Source organism: Flaviflagellibacter deserti (genome assembly GCF_042652085.1).
Lineage (GTDB): Bacteria > Pseudomonadota > Alphaproteobacteria > Rhizobiales > Methylopilaceae > Flaviflagellibacter > Flaviflagellibacter deserti.
The window spans coordinates 1,101,723-1,118,404 of record NZ_JBHSJF010000006.1; the positions used below are offsets into that span (position 1 = coordinate 1,101,723).

General features: G+C 62.6%; 17 protein-coding genes. 2 read left to right on the top strand and 15 right to left on the bottom strand.

What is annotated here, in order from left to right; translation table 11 throughout:
- The first annotated feature begins 49 nt into the window (after positions 1 to 49).
- Positions 50 to 1,342, top strand: a complete 1,293-nt coding sequence (gltA, locus tag ACFPFW_RS12305) for a citrate synthase (RefSeq protein ID WP_114956024.1) — start codon at positions 50 to 52, stop codon at positions 1,340 to 1,342.
- Here gltA and ACFPFW_RS12310 read toward each other — a convergent pair.
- From ACFPFW_RS12310 to ACFPFW_RS12380, 15 genes are all read right to left on the bottom strand, one after another.
- Positions 1,339 to 1,866: an RBBP9/YdeN family alpha/beta hydrolase gene (locus tag ACFPFW_RS12310; RefSeq protein ID WP_114956023.1), complete on the bottom strand. Its 528-nt coding sequence runs from the start codon at positions 1,864 to 1,866 to the stop codon at positions 1,339 to 1,341. The genes gltA and ACFPFW_RS12310 overlap by 4 nt on opposite strands.
- The gene (gene lpxB / locus ACFPFW_RS12315) at positions 1,863 to 3,014 is read right to left on the bottom strand and encodes a lipid-A-disaccharide synthase (protein ID WP_114956022.1); all 1,152 of its coding nucleotides are present in this window, start codon (positions 3,012 to 3,014) and stop codon (positions 1,863 to 1,865) included. Before lpxB ends, ACFPFW_RS12310 begins: the two co-directional genes overlap by 4 nt.
- Positions 3,011 to 3,994: an LpxI family protein gene (locus tag ACFPFW_RS12320; RefSeq protein WP_379770912.1), complete on the bottom strand. Its 984-nt coding sequence runs from the start codon at positions 3,992 to 3,994 to the stop codon at positions 3,011 to 3,013. The genes lpxB and ACFPFW_RS12320 overlap by 4 nt, the downstream gene beginning before the upstream one ends.
- Entirely contained in the window at positions 3,876 to 4,685 is an 810-nt protein-coding gene (lpxA, locus tag ACFPFW_RS12325) for an acyl-ACP--UDP-N-acetylglucosamine O-acyltransferase (RefSeq protein ID WP_114956020.1), read from the bottom strand. The genes ACFPFW_RS12320 and lpxA overlap by 119 nt, the downstream gene beginning before the upstream one ends.
- Entirely contained in the window at positions 4,682 to 5,158 is a 477-nt protein-coding gene (gene fabZ / locus ACFPFW_RS12330) for a 3-hydroxyacyl-ACP dehydratase FabZ (protein ID WP_114956019.1), read from the bottom strand. Before fabZ ends, lpxA begins: the two co-directional genes overlap by 4 nt.
- Complete coding sequence (gene lpxD / locus ACFPFW_RS12335; RefSeq protein WP_114956018.1) at positions 5,155 to 6,228, bottom strand: UDP-3-O-(3-hydroxymyristoyl)glucosamine N-acyltransferase; 1,074 nt, start codon at positions 6,226 to 6,228, stop codon at positions 5,155 to 5,157. Before lpxD ends, fabZ begins: the two co-directional genes overlap by 4 nt.
- A 51-nt stretch (positions 6,229 to 6,279) precedes the next feature.
- Entirely contained in the window at positions 6,280 to 8,703 is a 2,424-nt protein-coding gene (bamA, locus tag ACFPFW_RS12340; protein ID WP_114956017.1) for an outer membrane protein assembly factor BamA, read from the bottom strand.
- A gap of 160 nt (positions 8,704 to 8,863) precedes the next feature.
- A complete protein-coding gene (gene rseP / locus ACFPFW_RS12345) occupies positions 8,864 to 10,003 on the bottom strand; it encodes an RIP metalloprotease RseP (RefSeq protein WP_114956016.1) in 1,140 nt (379 codons plus the stop codon).
- A 32-nt stretch (positions 10,004 to 10,035) separates the two neighbouring features.
- Positions 10,036 to 11,235 carry a 1-deoxy-D-xylulose-5-phosphate reductoisomerase gene (gene dxr, locus ACFPFW_RS12350; protein ID WP_114956190.1) on the bottom strand — a complete coding sequence of 400 codons (1,200 nt, stop codon included), beginning with the start codon at positions 11,233 to 11,235 and terminating at the stop codon, positions 10,036 to 10,038.
- A 4-nt stretch (positions 11,236 to 11,239) separates the two neighbouring features.
- The gene (locus tag ACFPFW_RS12355; protein ID WP_114956015.1) at positions 11,240 to 11,935 is read right to left on the bottom strand and encodes a phosphatidate cytidylyltransferase; all 696 of its coding nucleotides are present in this window, start codon (positions 11,933 to 11,935) and stop codon (positions 11,240 to 11,242) included.
- Positions 11,932 to 12,696: an isoprenyl transferase gene (locus ACFPFW_RS12360; protein ID WP_114956014.1), complete on the bottom strand. Its 765-nt coding sequence runs from the start codon at positions 12,694 to 12,696 to the stop codon at positions 11,932 to 11,934. Before ACFPFW_RS12360 ends, ACFPFW_RS12355 begins: the two co-directional genes overlap by 4 nt.
- Positions 12,697 to 12,719: 23 nt before the next feature.
- Positions 12,720 to 13,280, bottom strand: a complete 561-nt coding sequence (frr, locus tag ACFPFW_RS12365; RefSeq protein ID WP_114956189.1) for a ribosome recycling factor — start codon at positions 13,278 to 13,280, stop codon at positions 12,720 to 12,722.
- Between the two features lie 42 nt (positions 13,281 to 13,322).
- Positions 13,323 to 14,039, bottom strand: a complete 717-nt coding sequence (gene pyrH, locus ACFPFW_RS12370) for a UMP kinase (protein WP_114956013.1) — start codon at positions 14,037 to 14,039, stop codon at positions 13,323 to 13,325.
- Positions 14,040 to 14,062: 23 nt separating this feature from the next.
- Positions 14,063 to 14,986 carry a translation elongation factor Ts gene (tsf, locus tag ACFPFW_RS12375; RefSeq protein ID WP_114956012.1) on the bottom strand — a complete coding sequence of 308 codons (924 nt, stop codon included), beginning with the start codon at positions 14,984 to 14,986 and terminating at the stop codon, positions 14,063 to 14,065.
- 67 nt (positions 14,987 to 15,053) lie between these two features.
- A complete protein-coding gene (locus ACFPFW_RS12380) occupies positions 15,054 to 16,061 on the bottom strand; it encodes a 30S ribosomal protein S2 (protein ID WP_114956011.1) in 1,008 nt (335 codons plus the stop codon).
- Between the two features lie 244 nt (positions 16,062 to 16,305).
- Here ACFPFW_RS12380 and ACFPFW_RS12385 point away from each other — a divergent pair, with 244 nt between their 5' ends.
- Positions 16,306 to 16,677, top strand: coding sequence for a DUF427 domain-containing protein (locus ACFPFW_RS12385; protein WP_114956010.1), 372 nt, complete (start codon positions 16,306 to 16,308; stop codon positions 16,675 to 16,677).
- Positions 16,678 to 16,682 lie beyond the last annotated feature (5 nt).

Here is a 16,682-nt window from a genome sequence, read left to right on the forward strand (position 1 = left end):
AAATCCATGGCATCGGATTGCTCCTTCCTCACCGATAAGGGGTACGCGTATGAGCGGGAAATCGGCGACGCTGATTGTTGACAATAAGTCCCACGAATTCCCGGTCTACGAGGGCTCGACGGGTCCAGATGTCATAGACATTTCCAAGCTCTACGCGCAGACGGGAATGTTCACCTACGACCCCGGCTTCACCTCTACCGCCAGCACCCAGTCGACGATCACCTATATCGACGGCGACGCCGGCATCCTCCGCTATCGCGGCTACCCGATCGACGACGTCGCCGAGGGCGGCGACTTCATCGAATGCTGCTATCTGCTGCTCTACGGCGATCTGCCGACGCCGGCGCAGAAGGAAGATTTCAAGACCCGCGTCACGCGCCACACCATGGTGCACGAGCAGATGACGCGCTTCTTCACCGGCTTCCGCCGCGACGCGCATCCGATGGCCGTGATGGTCGCAAGCGTCGGCGCGATGGCCGCGTTCTATCACGACTCGACCGACATAACCGACCCGATGGCACGCGAGATCGCCTCCATCCGGCTGATCGCGAAGGTTCCGACGCTCGCGGCGATGGCCTATAAATACCATATCGGCCAGCCCTTCATTTATCCGCGGAACGACCTCGATTACGCGGCGAACTTCCTGCAGATGTGCTTCGCCGTGCCGTGCGAGGATTACGTCGTGAACCCGGTGTTCGCCCGTGCGCTCGACCGGATCTTCACGCTCCATGCCGATCACGAGCAGAACGCCTCGACCTCGACGGTGCGCCTCGCGGGTTCGTCGGGCGCAAACCCGTTCGCCTGCATCGCGGCCGGCGTTGCCTGCCTCTGGGGTCCCGCTCACGGCGGCGCCAACGAAGCGGCGCTGAAGATGCTGGAGGAGATTGGCGATGCGAAGCGCATCCCGGAATTCGTCAACCGCGCCAAGGACAAGAACGATCCGTTCCGCCTGATGGGCTTCGGTCACCGCGTCTACAAGAACTACGATCCGCGCGCCAAGATCATGCAGCAGACCTCGCGCGAAGTGCTCGCCGAGCTCGGCCGCAAGGACGACCCGCTGCTCGAGGTCGCCGTCGAGCTCGAGCAGGTAGCGCTCAAGGACGAGTATTTCATCGAGCGCAAGCTCTACCCGAACATCGACTTCTATTCGGGCATCACGCTGCGCGCGATGGGCTTCCCGACTTCCATGTTCACCGTGCTGTTCTCGGTCGCCCGCACCGTCGGCTGGATCGCGCAGTGGAAGGAAATGATCGAAGATCCGGAGCAGCGGATCGGACGCCCGCGCCAGCTCTACAAAGGCGAAGTCGAGCGTCCGTACATTCCGATCGACAAGCGCGGCTAGAGCGACAGCAGGTCGTCGAGGAGCGCCTTGCCCTCGGCCCAACCGCCGAGTTCGCTGTCGCCGTTGATGTGACCCTTATCGCCGATATCGACAAAGCGGGCGCCCCAGGCGCCCGCAAACGTTTTGGCCCTGTCGATCGAGACGTATGGATCGTTGCTGCTCGATACGAGGAGGGCCGGAAACGGCAGGCGTTCCAAAGGCATGGGCGCGAAGGTCCATGCGGGCTCGGGCGTCCGGTCCCTTGAATCGACATCGGCCGGGGCAACGAGCATAGCCGCGCGTATCGGACGTGGACGGCGCGCCCAATGGGCGACCAGCGAGCAGCTCAGGCTGTGCGCGATGAGCACGGCATCCGGACCGGCGTTCGAGACCGCATCGTCGAGGCGCGCGATCCAGACGGCGGGATCGGGAGCGTCCCAATCGCCGAGTTCCACGCGGCGAGCGCCAACGATCTCCTTCTCCCAGCAGCTCTGCCAGTGAGAGGGACCGGAATTTCCGAGCCCGGGCAGAATGAGGGCATTCACCGGGGCGTCCCCGCCAGATCGAGCACGACCCGCGCGGCTCCGACGCTGGGAGGCTCGGCGACGATCATGATCTCTTCCATCCTACCCAAAGCCTCCATTTGGGCACGTCGCTCCGGCGTATCCGTCATCAACGGCTTGAGCGCATCGGCCACGCTCTGGACCGTGATTTCAGGGCCGACAAGCTCGGGAATGACCCGCGATCCGAGAATAAGGTTCGGTAGAAGGATATGCGGAGCGGTAATGGGGAGAATGGATTTCAGCAGGCGAGCGAGAGGCTCCAGCGCGTAGATGCCGATCATCGGCACCCCGGAGAGCGCGAGTTCCAGCGTCACCGTTCCGGATGAGGCGAGAGCGACATTGGCACGCCGGAAGGCCGCCCATTTCTCAGCTTCGTCCGTAACGACTCGGGGTCGCCGCTTCCATCCGGCAGTCAGTTCCTCGATTTCCCCGGCAAGTCGCGGGGTCGTCGGCAGGACGATCGTCGCCGTGTCCGGCAGCCGTTCGCTCACGTCGCGAAACAGCGAAAGATGCCGCTGGACGACGGAACGCCTGCTGCCGGGCAAAAGGATCAGATGCACGCCTTCCGATATGTCGGCTCGTTCGCCCTGTTTCGGCTGGAGGACATCGAGTTTTTCGATCAGGGGGTGGCCGACATAGGTACAGGCGGGACCGCCAAGGCGCCTATGTACTTCCGGCTCGAACGGCAGCAAGGCCAGCACGTGATCGACATAGGCCGTCATCTTCTTTGCTCGTCCGGGCCGCCAGGCCCAGACGGTCGGCGATACGTAGTCGATGATCGGCAGGCGGGGAATCGCGGCCCTTACCTTGCGCGCGACGCGATGCGTGAAGTCGGGGCTGTCGATGATGACCAGGACGTCGGGCTGGTCTGCGATAATCGCGTCCGCCGTCTCTCGGATCCTCCTCAGAAGCAACGGAAGCCGCTGAATGACCGGGCCAAAGCCCATGACGGCGATATCCTCCAGCGGAAACAGGCTGGACAGCCCCTGCTCCGCCATCCTATGTCCGCCGACACCGCGAAATACAGTATCTGCACCGGCCAAGGTGCGCAGCGATCGCATCAGCGCAGCACCCAGCTGATCTCCCGAATGTTCGCCCGTGACGATGAAAATCGAGAGCGGCCGGGTCATGGCTTCCGCCGCTCCATCCCGAAGATGAAGAGGCCATGACGCTCGGCGGCTTTGGTGACCGCATCCACCTCGATGATCATGACCTCGCCCGCGACCACGGCAATCCCGCTCAACCCCGCGGCGGCGACTCCGTCAATGGTCTTCGGACCGAGCGCGGGCGTATCAAGCCTCAGATCCTGTCCTCGCTTGGCTCCCTTGACCAACACGCCTCTTCTCTTGCCGAGACGCAGTTTGCCCGAGGCTCTCAGCTCAGCGATGCGAGCGATCATGAGGTCCGTTCCTTCCGCAGCCTCGATCGCTAGGACGCGCCCATCTGCGACCGCAGTGCTCTGTCCGACATCGTAGGGCGATATGGCATCGAGCACGTCCAGCCCCAGGCAGACATCATCCAGCGTCGCGGCGCCAGGAGTTTTGCCGGCGAGCACCCCGGTTCGGGCCATCAAATCCGGCGCGACCTCGGCGACGCCAACAACGCGGAGGCCGGCGTCCGTCATGACATCCGCGACGACCTTCAGCAGGCGGTCGTCGCCACCGCGAAAACCTCGAAGAAGGCGAGGTATCTGGCGAAGGAGAGCAAGATCAGGCCATCCATCCGACAAACCGGAAGGACGCGTGACGCCACCGACGAAAAGTATGTCCTTACAGTCAGCGGATCTCGCGAGATCAATGAGCCTTCCGAGTTGGCCCATCCGGATCCAACCATGAGGGTAGTGAGCGATGGCGGAATCGGCCGCCCCTTGTAGCCCTATGAGGAAAACCGGGCGCTGTCGTGCTGCAATCTCTGCGACCGCGAGCGGAAATGCTCCCGAGCCGCAGACGATCGCCAGAGGCGTTCCGGCGGGAACCGGAGCGCTTCCGGTTTCAGGCGGCATCCGGGCGTTCTGCGATGCGCGGCGTGCAGATCGCGCGATCGCCACCGGCCCGGATGAAGTCGACGATCTCCTGGACGAGCGGCGTATCGGCGAATGTCGTCGCGACATCCTCCACACGCTCTTTCAGGGTGCCTTCGGGCGCGAAGAGTTCGCGATAGGCTCGGCGCAGTACGTTGACGGCATCGCGATCGAAATTACGCCGGCGCAGGCCGACGAGATTGAGGCCGTCGAGCCTGGCGCGATTTCCGGTCGCGAGACCGTAAGGGATGAGATCGTTCTCGATACCCGTCAGCCCGCCGACGAAAGCGTGGGACCCGACTCGCGCGAACTGGATGACCGCCGCGCCGCCGCCCATGATGACGAAATCGCCGACCGTCACGTGTCCGGCCAGCATGACATTGTTCGACAGGATCACGTCGCTGCCGACTTTGGTGTCGTGCCCGACATGGGATCCGGTCAGGAAAGTGCAGCGGTTACCCACGATCGTTTCCAGACCGCCGCCGGCCGTACCGGGATTCATGGTCACGCCTTCACGGATCGTGCAGTCCTCGCCGATGACGAGCGTGGAAATCTCGCCACGGAACTTCAGGTCCTGTGGCGGCTGTCCGATCGATGCGAACGGGTAGAGCTGAGTGCGGGCCCCGATCGTGGTGTGCCCCGCGACCACGACATGAGCATGCAGAATGACACCGTCGCCAAGAACGACGTTGGGACCGATGATGCAATAAGGTCCAATGCGGATATCCGCGCCGAGCCTAGCTCCGTCTTCGATGATGGCAGTCGCGTGAATATGACTCATTGATCCTGATCGACCAGCATGGCGGACACCTCAGCCTCGGCGACGGTCACGCCATCGACCTTGGCCTCTCCCTTGAACCACCACATCCGGGCACGGCTCTTTACCTTGCTCATGTGGTATTCGAGGCGATCACCCGGCACGACCGGCTTGCGGAACTTGGCCTTGTCGATGGTCATGAAATAGACGAGCGGCGGCCGGGCTGTACCCGACGACCAGACGCAAAGCGCGCCGGCAGTCTGCGCCATACCTTCGATGATCAGGACGCCGGGCATGATCGGGGCGTCTGGAAAATGTCCGGTGAACTGCGGCTCGTTCGCGGTGACGTTCTTGATGCCGATGCAGGATTGATCGCCGCGCATCTCGACGATCTTGTCGACGAGAAGAAACGGATAGCGATGCGGCAGGAGTTCGAGCAGCCGGCGAATATCGACTGAACCGAGCACTTCGCCTGTCACGGTCTCATCAGACGTCACGCATCACCTTCCTTGTCTCCCCCTTCTGGGGTGCCCTTGCCTTTTTGCTCCCTGGCCAACCGTCGCAGAACGGCTGTCTCCTTGAGCCAAGCGCGTAGCGGCTGCGCTGGAAAGCCGCCATAGCGGGCGCCAGGCGGCACATTGTTCATCACACCGCCCTTCGCGCCGACCTGAGCGCCGGAACCGATTTCGATATGGCCAACAGTGCCCACTTGGCCTCCCAGAACCACGAAATCCCCCAGGACAGTGCTACCGGAGATACCCGTTTGCGAAACGATGATGCAATGGCGGCCGATCACGACGTTATGCGCGATCTGCACCAGATTATCGATCTTGGTACCCTCACCCACGATCGTATCGCGGTTCGCGCCGCGATCGATGCAGGCATTGGCGCCGATCTCGACATCATCCTGAATGATCACGCGGCCGATCTGCGGGACTTTGAGATGGCCGCGCGGCCCCATCGCGAAACCGAAGCCGTCCTGACCAATCCTGGTGCCTGGATGCACGATTACCCGATTACCCAGCAACGCATGGGTGACACTCGCGCCCGCCGAGATCGTGCAATCGCGGCCGATCCGGACATCGGCGCCTATCACTGCATTCGCGCCGACGAGCGTTCCGGCGCCGATCTCGGCGCGCGGCCCGATCACCGCACCGGGCTCGACCGTGACCCCGTCCTCAAGGCGCGCATCGGGATGGACATGTGCACCGGGGCCAATCCCAACGCCGCCGAAGACGGGTGAAGGCCGCAGGGCGGACGGAAACAGCGTGCCGGCCGCATGGGCGAAGGCACGATACGGCTCCCTCGAGACAAGAAGAACCAGACCCTCGGGCGCCTGATCGGCTAGATCCGGATGGACGAAACACGCACCCGCGCGCGTCGTCCGGAATGCCGCCGTGTAGGACTTGTTCTCGAGGAAGGTCAGATCGGTCGCGGCGGCACGCTCGAGCGGGGCGATACCACTGACCGTGCGAGTCTCATCGCCGCGCAACTCCGCGCCGGTGATCGAAGCGATCCTCGCCACCGAAAGTCGTTCGGGTTCGGGGAAAAATCGGGGGTCGCCCATTCAGTCCCCCATAGGGACGCTCCGCGCGGGCAAGCCGCGCGGAGGTCGCGATCAGAACCGAGTGCCGCCCGAGAAGCGGAACGCCTGCTCCTCGTCCGCGTCGTCCTTGCTGAGGACCCAGGCGTAATCAAAGCGCAGCGGACCCATCGGAGATTGCCACATAATCGATACACCGACCGAGGAGCGGATGTCTCCGCTGTCGCCTTCGACATCAAGAAACTGCGTCGTGCCGCCCGAGTCGAAGGACGTGATTCCCTCGTAATCCAGCAAGGTACCTGCGTCAGCAAACACAGCACCCTTCAGGCCAATATCCTTCGGGATGTACGGCAGTGGGAACTGAATCTCTCCCGAGAGGCCAGCGTATACGGTGCCGCCGAGCGGATCGTCCGTAAGAGCGTCGCGCGGACCGATACCGTTGGTCTTGAAGCCGCGAACGAGATCAGGGCCCTTCATGAAATGGTCAAGGACGCGGAGATCGTCGTCACCCCATCCCAGCACATGTCCAGCCTGACCACGAATCAGGCCCACCATGTCCCACGGAAGCTCATGATAGTACCGGGCATCGAAAGTCGTCCGCAGGAACTCGGAGTCACCGCCGAGGCCGGCGAAATCCTGACGGAACTCGATGCGGAGACCATCACGAGGATTCTGGACGCTATCGAGCGAATTCCAGTTGATCGAATAACCGGCGAGCGAGGTCAGAGTCTGCCCCTCAGACTCCTTCAACGCGATCGATGCCTCTCGGGGATCCAGACCAGCGGCGCAGGGGGTCACCCCATCCGGCCCCACAGCGATACCGCTGCTGTTGGTGAAACAACCGTCCGTCAAACGCGAGTCCAGCTTCACGTCGCGCGAATAGAGCTGATAGTTGACGCCGAAATTCAGATTGTCGGTGATCGGCAGACCAAGACGTAGAGCGCCACCGACCGTATCGAGACTGTACGATGAGTAGCTCGTCTCCTCGCGTTTCTTCGCATAGAGGTCGAAGCCGGCCGACAGACGGCGCCCCAGGAAATACGGGTCGGTGAAGCTGAAATCGACGCCGCGCGTCTTCTCGCCGAACGTCACACCGGCCTTCGCGTAATACCCACGGCCAAGCAGGTTCTTCTCAGCGATCGAGACTTCGCCGATCAGGCCGTCGGCCGTCGAATAGCCACCCGAGATACCGAAGTCGCCGGTCGGCTGGTCTTCCACGTCCACGTTGACGATCAGACGATCAGGCGACGAGCCCGGCTCGGACGTGATGCGGACCGTTTTGAAGAAACCGAGACGATTCAGACGCTTCTCCGCGCGGTTGATCATCGCCTGATTGTAGGCGTCGCCCTCCGACAGGTCGAATTCGCGACGGATCACATAGTCACGTGTGCGGGTGTTGCCGCGGATATTGATGCGTTCGACGTAGACGCGCGCACCTTCCTCGACGGAGTAAGTCACCGAAACGATGTGGTTCTCGTAGTCCCGCGAGCCGCGTGGACGGACCTGGGCGAAGGCGTAGCCCGATGTCGCGAGCTCGACAGACATGTTCTCGACCGTCTTCTCGACGTCCGTCGCGCTGTAGACCTCGCCTTCACCGCCGACAATGGCGCCACGAAGGGTCGTGGCATCGATATCGGCCACGTTCGACTCGATGTCGACTTTGCCGAACCGATAGACCGGACCTTCCTCGACCGTGACGGTGATCACGAATGCATTGTCCGGCTCGCTGAAGTTCACTTCCGAGCCGACCACGCGAAAGTCCGCATAGCCCTTGCTCAGGTAGAAACGACGAACGAGTTCGAGGTCCGCGTTGATGCGGTCCGGATCGTAGACATCGGACGTCTTCAGCCAGCTCAGGAAGTTCGATTCGGTCGTCGTCATCTCGTCGCGAAGACGCGAATCGGAGAATGCATTGTTGCCGACAAACTCGATCGCCGAGATCTTGCTCTTGTCGTTCTCGTTGATCGCGAAGATCAGGTCGACACGGCCGTTCGGGCGCGAAATGATCTGCGGCTCGACGGTTGCGTCATAGCGGCCACCGCGACGGTAAAGCTCCAGGATGCGCTGAACGTCGTTCTGAACGAGTGTCTGGCTGAACGGGCCGCGGGACTTCGACTGCACCTCAGCAGTGAGCGTCGCGTCCTTGATCTTCTTGTTGCCCTCGAAGGAAACGCGATTGATGACCGAGTTCTCGACGACGGTGACGACCAGACCACCACCGGTACGGGTCACCGACACGTCCTGGAACAGGCCAGTCGCGTAAAGATTCCTGACGGCCTCGTCGATCTTGGCGCTGTCGAGGCGTTCGCCCGGACCCACCGCGAAGTGCGCACGGATCGCATCCGCCTCGATTCGGCTGTTGCCGCGAACCGTGATGTTCGACTGGGCGTAGGCAGGCTGCGCGGACAGAACCGCACCAATGCCACCGACTGCCGAAAGACCGGCCATCACCACCGCCGCCGCAGCAATCCTGACGAAGACGCGAAACACCAATGTCATGCGGTCCTGACCCTCTTTACGGCAGCCCAGGTCCCCACCTGGGTCGGCAGATTCCCACCGTTCTGCCAATCGCTTCTAACCGCTTTCCAGTCCGGGGCAAATGTTTTCGCCCCGGTTTACGCGCCTTTCCCGGCCGGCGTGGCGCGGGAGCCACGGCCCGTCACAGCGTCGTGAGATGGATGATGTCATTCCAGGTCGCGAACAGCATCAGACTCAGCACGAGCGCGATCCCAATTCGAAAGCCGAATTCCTGAGTGCGGTCGCTGAGCGGCCGGCCGCGAAGGGCTTCGATGGCGTAATAGAGAAGATGCCCGCCATCGAGCAGAGGGATCGGGAAGAGGTTCAGAAGGCCGATCGAAATCGACAGCACCGCCGCGAGATTGATCACGACGTCGATACCGATTTGCGCGGCCTGTCCGGACACCTGAGCGATGCGAATCGGACCCGACAATTGGTCGGCCTTCTCGCGGCCGGTCACCACGCCACCGATATAGCCCAGCGTCCGCTCGACCACGAACCAGGTCTCCTCAGTCGCCGCGACGAAGGCCTGACCGATATTGTAGCTCTGGTGCTTAACCTGAGACGCATCGGCGGATCGGGTGATTCCCAGAATCCCGACCCGGTGTACCTGTCCGAACGAGTCTTTTTTCTCCTGCAGCTCCGGAACGGCCGTCAACGGGATCGTCTGCTCCCCGCGGCGCACTTCGAAGCGCAATTGCTGCTCGGCGCTGATGCTGACGATGCGCTGCATATCGGAGAAGCTCTCGATATGTCCGCCATTGATCGACACTATCACGTCGTTCGGCTGGAAGCCGGCGCGTTCCGCGGCGCTGTTCGGCTGAACGGCGTCGACACGCGCCTCTGTCACTGGACGGCCGAGCAGCCAGAATGTCATCGCGAAAATGACGATGGCGAGAATGAAATTGGCGATCGGGCCGGCCGCGACGATCGCGGCACGCTTGCCGACCGACTGCCCGTAGAAACTGACCTCGCGGTCGCGCGCGGCCATGGAGGCCAGCTTATCGCGGTCCGGCGCGCTCGCCGCGTTCTCGTCGCCGTAGAACTTCACATAGCCGCCCAGCGGAATCAGCGCGAGGCGCCAGCGGGTTCCATGGCGGTCGTTGAAGCCGATGATCTCGGGACCGAAACCGAGCGAAAACGCCAGCACCCGGACGCCACACCAGCGAGCGACCAAGAAATGTCCAAGCTCATGGAAAAAGATGACGACGGTCAGGACCAGCAGGAACGGGACTATGTAGCCCAGAGCTCCCTGGCCGAATGCAAAAACGCTTTCGATCATCGTCTCACTTCCATGCTTCGGCCGGCCGACTATCAGATAGCATGTGCTATCGGTCTCTTAAGACTGGCAAGTGCAATCCGCCGCGCTTCGCGATCAAGGTTAAGTGCATCCTCTACGGATTGCGGCGCCCTGACCAGTCCTTCGCCCTTGGCCTTGTCCAGTACGGTCTCCACAAGCGCCGGAATTCCGGAGAAATCGAGGCCGTGCTCAAGGAAGGCCGCGACGGCGATCTCGTTTGCCGCATTCAGTACGGTCGGAGCACCGCCCCCCTCGGCCAATGCGGCCTTGGCGAGACGCAGCGCGGGGAAGCGGTCTTCGTCAGCCGGCTCGAACGTCAGCGTTCCGACCTTTGCCAGATCGAGCGGCGTCACATGGGTCGACAGCCGAACCGGCCAGCCAAGGCAATGCGCGATCGGCACGCGCATATCGGCCGGCGCGAGACCGGCAACGACGGATCCGTCAGACCAGTTGACGATACCGTGGACGACCGATTGCGGATGGACGAGCACGTCGAGCTTGTCGAGCCCGACCTTGAACAGGTGGTGCGCCTCGATCAGTTCCAGGCCCTTGTTCATCAGGCTCGCGGAATCGATCGTCACCTTCCGGCCCATCGACCAGGTCGGATGTTTCAGGGCGTTTTCCGGCTTGGCGCGCGCGATGTCTTCCTTGCTCCAGGTGCGGAACGGTCCGCCCGAAGCGGTCAGGATGATCTTGGAGACTTCGTCCGCCTTGCCGGCCATCAGCGCTTGGCAGATCGCGTTGTGCTCAGAGTCGACCGGCAGCACTTCCGCGCCCGATTCCTCGGCCTCCCGCATGAAGGCATCGCCAGCGCAGACGAGGCATTCCTTGTTCGCCAGCGCGATCATGCCGCCACGCCGGACGGCGGCGATCGTCGGACGCAGGCCAGCGGTGCCGGCGATGGCACCCATTGTCCAGTCGACCGGCCGGGAGGCAGCCTCGGCCATGGCGTCATCGCCCGCAGCGACCTCGATGCCGCTGCCGGCGAGCAGATCCTTGAGCGCCTGGTACTTTGCCGGATCCGCGACGACCGCGAGCTTGGCCTTCAACTGCTTGGCATTGTTGGCGAGCGCTGTGACATCGTTTCCCGACACCACGGCCTCGACGTCGTAGCGATGAGGCTCAGCCAGAAGCAGATCGACCGTGGAGCGGCCGATCGATCCGGTAACGCCGAGGACGGTCACGCTGCGGGGGGTTGAAGAAATTTCAGTCATCTCGTCACCAAACCAAAAGGCCCTGCCCGGCATGGGCCACCCCTCCCCGCCAGACGCCAACCGCCAACGCAAGGGCTCCAGCTGCCACAAAGCCGTCCAGCCTGTCCATCAATCCGCCGTGCCCGGGAATGAGGCTGCCGCTGTCCTTTACACCGAATGAGCGTTTGATGGAGGACTCGAGGAGATCTCCGCCCTGGGAAGCGGTGGCCGCGAAGAAACTCACGATCGACACGGGCAAAATCCAGGCTACGCCAGCGAGCCAGGCAATCATCGACCCGGCCGCGATCGCAAACGCGGTCCCGCCGATGAACCCGGCCCATGTCTTTTTGGGCGACACACGCGGCCAGAGTTTCGGGCCGCCGATCAAACGACCGCAGATATAGGCAAAAACGTCACTGCCCCACACGATGGCGAACAACCAAAGCAAGGCAGGCAGACCCCAGGCAGCGTCCAGCCTGAGCAGCACAGGGCTAGCGAACGCAACGCCGGCGTAGATCATTCCCGGGACGAGCCAGGCGACCGAACGTTTGGTCACCTTCCACCACTCCACGAGAAGGCCGATTGCTGCCGCGCCCCAGAACAGAACGATCAGGGCTCCGCCGGCCCAGGCGACGAACAGGGCGATGGCGGCCAGCACGACGCCAGATATGATCCGTAGTTTAAGTTCGGAAGCACCTCTGAACGTGGCGGGTTTCTTCACGAACGGCTTTCCAACCCACCGAACCGGCGCTCACGGCCCGAGAATTCGATCAACGCGCGCTCGAGCGCTTCGCGGTTGAATTCCGGCCAGTGGATCGGCAGAAAAACGAACTCCGCATAGGCGGCCTGCCAGAGCAGGAAGTTCGACAGCCGCTGCTCGCCGCTGGTGCGGATCACCAGATCGGGGTCCGGCAGGCCGGCGGTGTCGAGCCGAGTGCTGAAATGATCGGGAGTGACTTCTTCGGCTTTCAGCCGGCCCGCAGCGACGTCCATTGCCACGCACTGAGCCGCACGCGCCATCTCCTGGCGCGATCCGTAGTTGAACGCGACGACCAGCGTCAGCCCGGTATTGTCGCGCGTCAGGCTTTCGCACTCCTCGATAAGGGAGCAGATGTCCGCATCGAGCGTGTCGCGTTCGCCAATGATGCGAACGCGGACGCCGGCACGATGCAACTCGGCCAGATCCTCACGCACGAAACGGCGAAGAAGGTTCATCAGGTCGAAGATTTCGCTCTTCGGCCGGCTCCAGTTCTCCTTGGAGAAGGAATAGAGAGTGAGCACCCGAATACCGAGTTCGCCCGCGGCCCGCACCGTCGCGCGTACCGCCTCGACACCGCGCCGATGTCCCTCGACACGCGGCAGCCCGCGCGCGGCGGCCCACCGGCCGTTGCCATCCATGATGATCGCGACATGTGCAGGCACGACAAAGCCGCCCCCCGTGGAGGCGGCTTCAGCCAATGCTCTGCGTTCGATTGCGTTCATCCGCTTCGTCCACGCTCCTCGCGTCAGACCTGGGTGATCTCTTTTTCCTTGGCGGCCATCAGCTGGTCGATCTCAGCGATGCACTGATCGGTCGCCTTCTGAACCTGGTCCGCCTCTCGGCGCTGATCGTCCTCGGTCATGTCACCATCCTTCTCGAGCTTCTTGAGAAGATCGAGACCGTCGCGGCGGACATGACGCACCGCGATCCGTGCCTGCTCTGCATATTTGTGGCCAACTTTGACCAATTCGGCGCGGCGTTCGGCATTCAACTCCGGAATCGGGATCCGAAGAAGCTGTCCTTCAGTGATCGGATTGAGGCCGAGATTGGCCTCGCGAATCGCGCGTTCGACGGCACCGACCATGGACCGATCCCAGACCTGGACGTTCAACATCCGCGACTCCGGGACGGTGACCGAAGCGACCTGATTGAGCGGCATGTGCGAGCCATAGGCATCGACATTGATCGGGTCGAGCAGATTTACCGATGCGCGGCCGGTGCGAAGGCCGCTCAGTTCGGTCTTCAGAACAGACAGCGCGCCCTGCATGCGACGCTTCAGTTCGGCCAGGTCGAAAGCGGAAGACATGATGATTCCCATAAAGCTCGGCGCATTTCCGCGCTCTAAAACTCAGGCGCCGACGAGCGTGCCCCGTCCCGTGCCCATAACGGCAGCCACGATCGAATTCGGCTCGTGGATCGAGAAGACGATTATCGGAATACCATTCTCGCGGGCAAGCGCGAAGGCGGCCGCGTCCATGACCTTGAGGTCTCGCGCCAGCGCCTCGTCGAAGCTCAATCTGTCGTAGCGCCTGGCGCTCGGGTCCTTTTTCGGGTCCGCCGTGTAGACGCCATCGACATTCGTCGCCTTGAGCAGGACTTCGCAGCGCATTTCGGCGGCCCGCAGGGCGGCGGCCGTGTCTGTCGTGAAGAACGGATTGCCGGTGCCCGCGGCGAAGATCATCACATGACCTTGGTCGAAATGGCGAAGTGCCTTCGGCCGCGAGAAGGTCTCGCAGATCGCCGGCATCTCAAGCGCCGACATGACTCGCGCCGTCTCGCCATGGCGTTCGATCGAGGCACCGAGCGCCATCGCGTTCATCACGGTGGCGAGCATGCCCATGTAGTCGCCGGTCGCGCGGTCGATGCCGCTCGCCGCGACCTGGACGCCGCGGAAGATATTGCCGCCGCCGACGACGAGCGCAACCTCGACGCCCTGGGCGCGGAGATCGATGATTTCCTTGGAAATACGGTCGACTGTCGCCGGGTCCAGACCGAACCCGGCGCTACCCATCAGCGCTTCGCCTGAGATCTTGACGAGTACTCGCCGGTAAAGCGGTTTCGCCATCTGATCCCCTCCTCTACGGCGTTTCAGCGTACTCCGCTTGCCGCAGCGACCTCGGCGGCGAAGTCGGTTTCTTCCTTCTCGATGCCTTCGCCCAGCGCATAACGCACCATTCCGGTGAGCTTCACCGGGGCGCCGACGCTGGACTCGGCTTCCTTCAGGACCTGGCCGACGGATTTGGAGCCGTCGTGAACATAGGCCTGCTCAAGAAGAACCACTTCCTTGTAGTAGCTCTTGAGACCCGATTCGACGATCTTCTCCTGCACGTTAGCAGGCTTGCCCTGGTGCTTTTCAAGAAGGATCGCCTTCTCGCGCTCGAGCGTGCCAGCATCGATACCAGAAGGATCGACAGCGGTCGGGCTCATCGCCGCGACGTGCATCGCGATATTGCGGCCAAGAGCCGAAAGTTTCTCGACATCGCCCTTCGATTCCAGCGCGATCAGCACACCGATCCGGCCGAGACCTTCGGTCACGGCGCCGTGGACGTAGCTCGCAATAACGCCGTCGGCCACCGTCAGCTTGGTCGTGCGGCGGATATTCATGTTCTCGCCGATCGTGGCGATCAGCTCGTTGAGGGTGTCCTTGATCGAGACCTTGCCACCCGGGAAGTGAGCAGCCTCGAGGGCCTCGACGGTGCCGTCACCGTTGAGCGCGACCTTGGCCGCCTCGCGGACGAAGCCCTGGAAATCCGGATTGCGTGCAACGAAGTCCGTCTCGGAGTTCACTTCGAGAGCGGTCGCGGTCTTGCCCGAGGATTCGACGGCGACGAGACCCTCGGCAGCGATGCGACCGGCCTTCTTCGCGGCCTTGGCGAGGCCCTTCTTGCGCAGCCAGTCGATCGCGGCTTCCATATCACCGTCGGTCTCGGCCAACGCGGCCTTACAATCCATCATGCCAGCCGCGGTCTTGTCGCGCAGCTCCTTCACCATGGCAGCGGTGATGTTCGCCATCTTCTTCCTCGTACGATCTTTAAGCGGAAGGACGGCGCGATCCGCGAGAATCGCGCCGTTTCAATGATTATGCCGTCGCGAGTTCACGCGACTGCGACACCCAGCCTTCGAGGCGTCCGCCGGCCTTCAGGTCGGCTTCGGCGGCCTCGGCATCGGCCGGGGTCATGGCAGCGAGCTGCCAGTAGTGGAAGATGCCGTAATCGTTCAGCTTCTTCTCGAGCTGCGGACCAACGCCGGAAAGCTTGGTCAGGTCGTCCGGAGCGCCACGGGGAGCGGCAAGCTTCTCGTAGGACTCGGCCGGAACTTCGAGGTCCGACGTCGCGGCCGGAAGCGTCTCCATGATCACAGGCTCCTCGGCGGCGCCGAGATCCATGCCCGAGCGGCCCTGAGCACGACCGATGCCGTCGATCGCGGCACGGGCGACGAGATCGCAGATCAGGACAAGCGCGCGGCCAGCGTCGTCATTGCCCGGGATCGGATAGGTGATGCCGTCCGGATCGCAGTTCGAATCGACGAGAGCGGCAACCGGGATGTTGAGGCGCTTGGCCTCCTGGATCGCGATCGCTTCCTTGTTGGTGTCGATGATGAAGATCAGGTCCGGCAGGCCGCCCATATCGCGGATGCCGCCGAGCGCGCGGTCCAGCTTCTCCTTCTCCCGCGACAGCGTCAGGCGCTCCTTTTTGGTGAAGCCCTGGCCTTCGCCCGAGAGCACTTCCTCAAGTTTGCGGAGGCGCTGGATCGAGTGGGAGATCGTCTTCCAGTTGGTCAGCATGCCGCCGAGCCAACGCGAATTGACGTAGTACTGCGCCGAGCGACGCGCGGCATCGGCCACCGGATCCTGGGCCTGGCGCTTCGTGCCGACGAGCAGCACGCGACCGCCCTTGGCGACGGTGTCCGATATCTGCTGCAGTGCCTGGTTCAGAAGCGGAACCGTCTGCGCGAGATCGAGAATGTGAATGTTGTTGCGGGTGCCGAAAATGAACGGAGCCATTTTCGGGTTCCAGCGGTGGGCCTGGTGGCCGAAATGAACGCCCGCTTCGAGGAGCGAACGCAGGTTTACGTCAGGAAGTGCCATTTGCAATTCTCCGGTTGATAGCCGCCGCGGACGTGACCTCTTCCCGAAGGACAAGGCACCGGATCGCAATCGAATGCGAAAGTCCGCGTGTGGAATGGGCGCGCTTATAGGGGAAGCGAACCGGAAGGGCAAGGCGGAAAGACCGCATTTGTTCCTGCCGTAAACGACGTTTTCAACCTCCGGTGCTGGCGAAGCCCGAAGACCGTCACGATCTGATGGCGACCAACAAATCGCGGAGGCCACGATGGCCGTCAAGGAAATCCGAATCCCGAGCGCAGATCACCCGATAACCATCGAGCCGTACAAGGGCCGAGTCATCGTGAAGTCCGACGGCAGAATCATAGCCGACAGCCGTGCCACGCTCGTCCTTCGGGAAGCGAGTTATCCCCCTGTCCACTACATTCCTCGCAAGGATGTAAACATGACTCTCCTCGAACGCACCGCTCACGCGACCTATTGCCCGTATAAGGGCGATGCATCCTATTTCAGCGTCCCTCTGCTGGGAGCGGGCGCCGCCAATGCCGTCTGGACATACGAAAAGCCGTACGAGGCCGTCGCGCCGATTGAAAGCCACCTCGCCTTCTACCCGGATCGCGTCGAGATCACCGAGGAATAGCGGGA

Excerpts from the sequence above, each read along its gene's own strand:
- gltA (WP_114956024.1), top strand. The coding sequence starts at position 50 with ATGAGCGGGAAATCGGCGACGCTGATTGTTGACAATAAGTCCCACGAA.
- lpxB (WP_114956022.1), bottom strand. The coding sequence starts at position 3,014 with ATGACCCGGCCGCTCTCGATTTTCATCGTCACGGGCGAACATTCGGGA.
- ACFPFW_RS12320 (WP_379770912.1), bottom strand. The coding sequence starts at position 3,994 with ATGTCGCGACGACATTCGCCGATACGCCGCTCGTCCAGGAGATCGTCG.
- lpxA (WP_114956020.1), bottom strand. The coding sequence starts at position 4,685 with ATGAGTCATATTCACGCGACTGCCATCATCGAAGACGGAGCTAGGCTC.
- lpxD (WP_114956018.1), bottom strand. The coding sequence starts at position 6,228 with ATGGGCGACCCCCGATTTTTCCCCGAACCCGAACGACTTTCGGTGGCG.
- bamA (WP_114956017.1), bottom strand. The coding sequence starts at position 8,703 with ATGACATTGGTGTTTCGCGTCTTCGTCAGGATTGCTGCGGCGGCGGTG.
- rseP (WP_114956016.1), bottom strand. The coding sequence starts at position 10,003 with ATGATCGAAAGCGTTTTTGCATTCGGCCAGGGAGCTCTGGGCTACATA.
- dxr (WP_114956190.1), bottom strand. The coding sequence starts at position 11,235 with ATGACTGAAATTTCTTCAACCCCCCGCAGCGTGACCGTCCTCGGCGTT.
- ACFPFW_RS12360 (WP_114956014.1), bottom strand. The coding sequence starts at position 12,696 with ATGAACGCAATCGAACGCAGAGCATTGGCTGAAGCCGCCTCCACGGGG.
- frr (WP_114956189.1), bottom strand. The coding sequence starts at position 13,280 with ATGTCTTCCGCTTTCGACCTGGCCGAACTGAAGCGTCGCATGCAGGGC.
- pyrH (WP_114956013.1), bottom strand. The coding sequence starts at position 14,039 with ATGGCGAAACCGCTTTACCGGCGAGTACTCGTCAAGATCTCAGGCGAA.
- tsf (WP_114956012.1), bottom strand. The coding sequence starts at position 14,986 with ATGGCGAACATCACCGCTGCCATGGTGAAGGAGCTGCGCGACAAGACC.
- ACFPFW_RS12380 (WP_114956011.1), bottom strand. The coding sequence starts at position 16,061 with ATGGCACTTCCTGACGTAAACCTGCGTTCGCTCCTCGAAGCGGGCGTT.
- ACFPFW_RS12385 (WP_114956010.1), top strand. The coding sequence starts at position 16,306 with ATGGCCGTCAAGGAAATCCGAATCCCGAGCGCAGATCACCCGATAACC.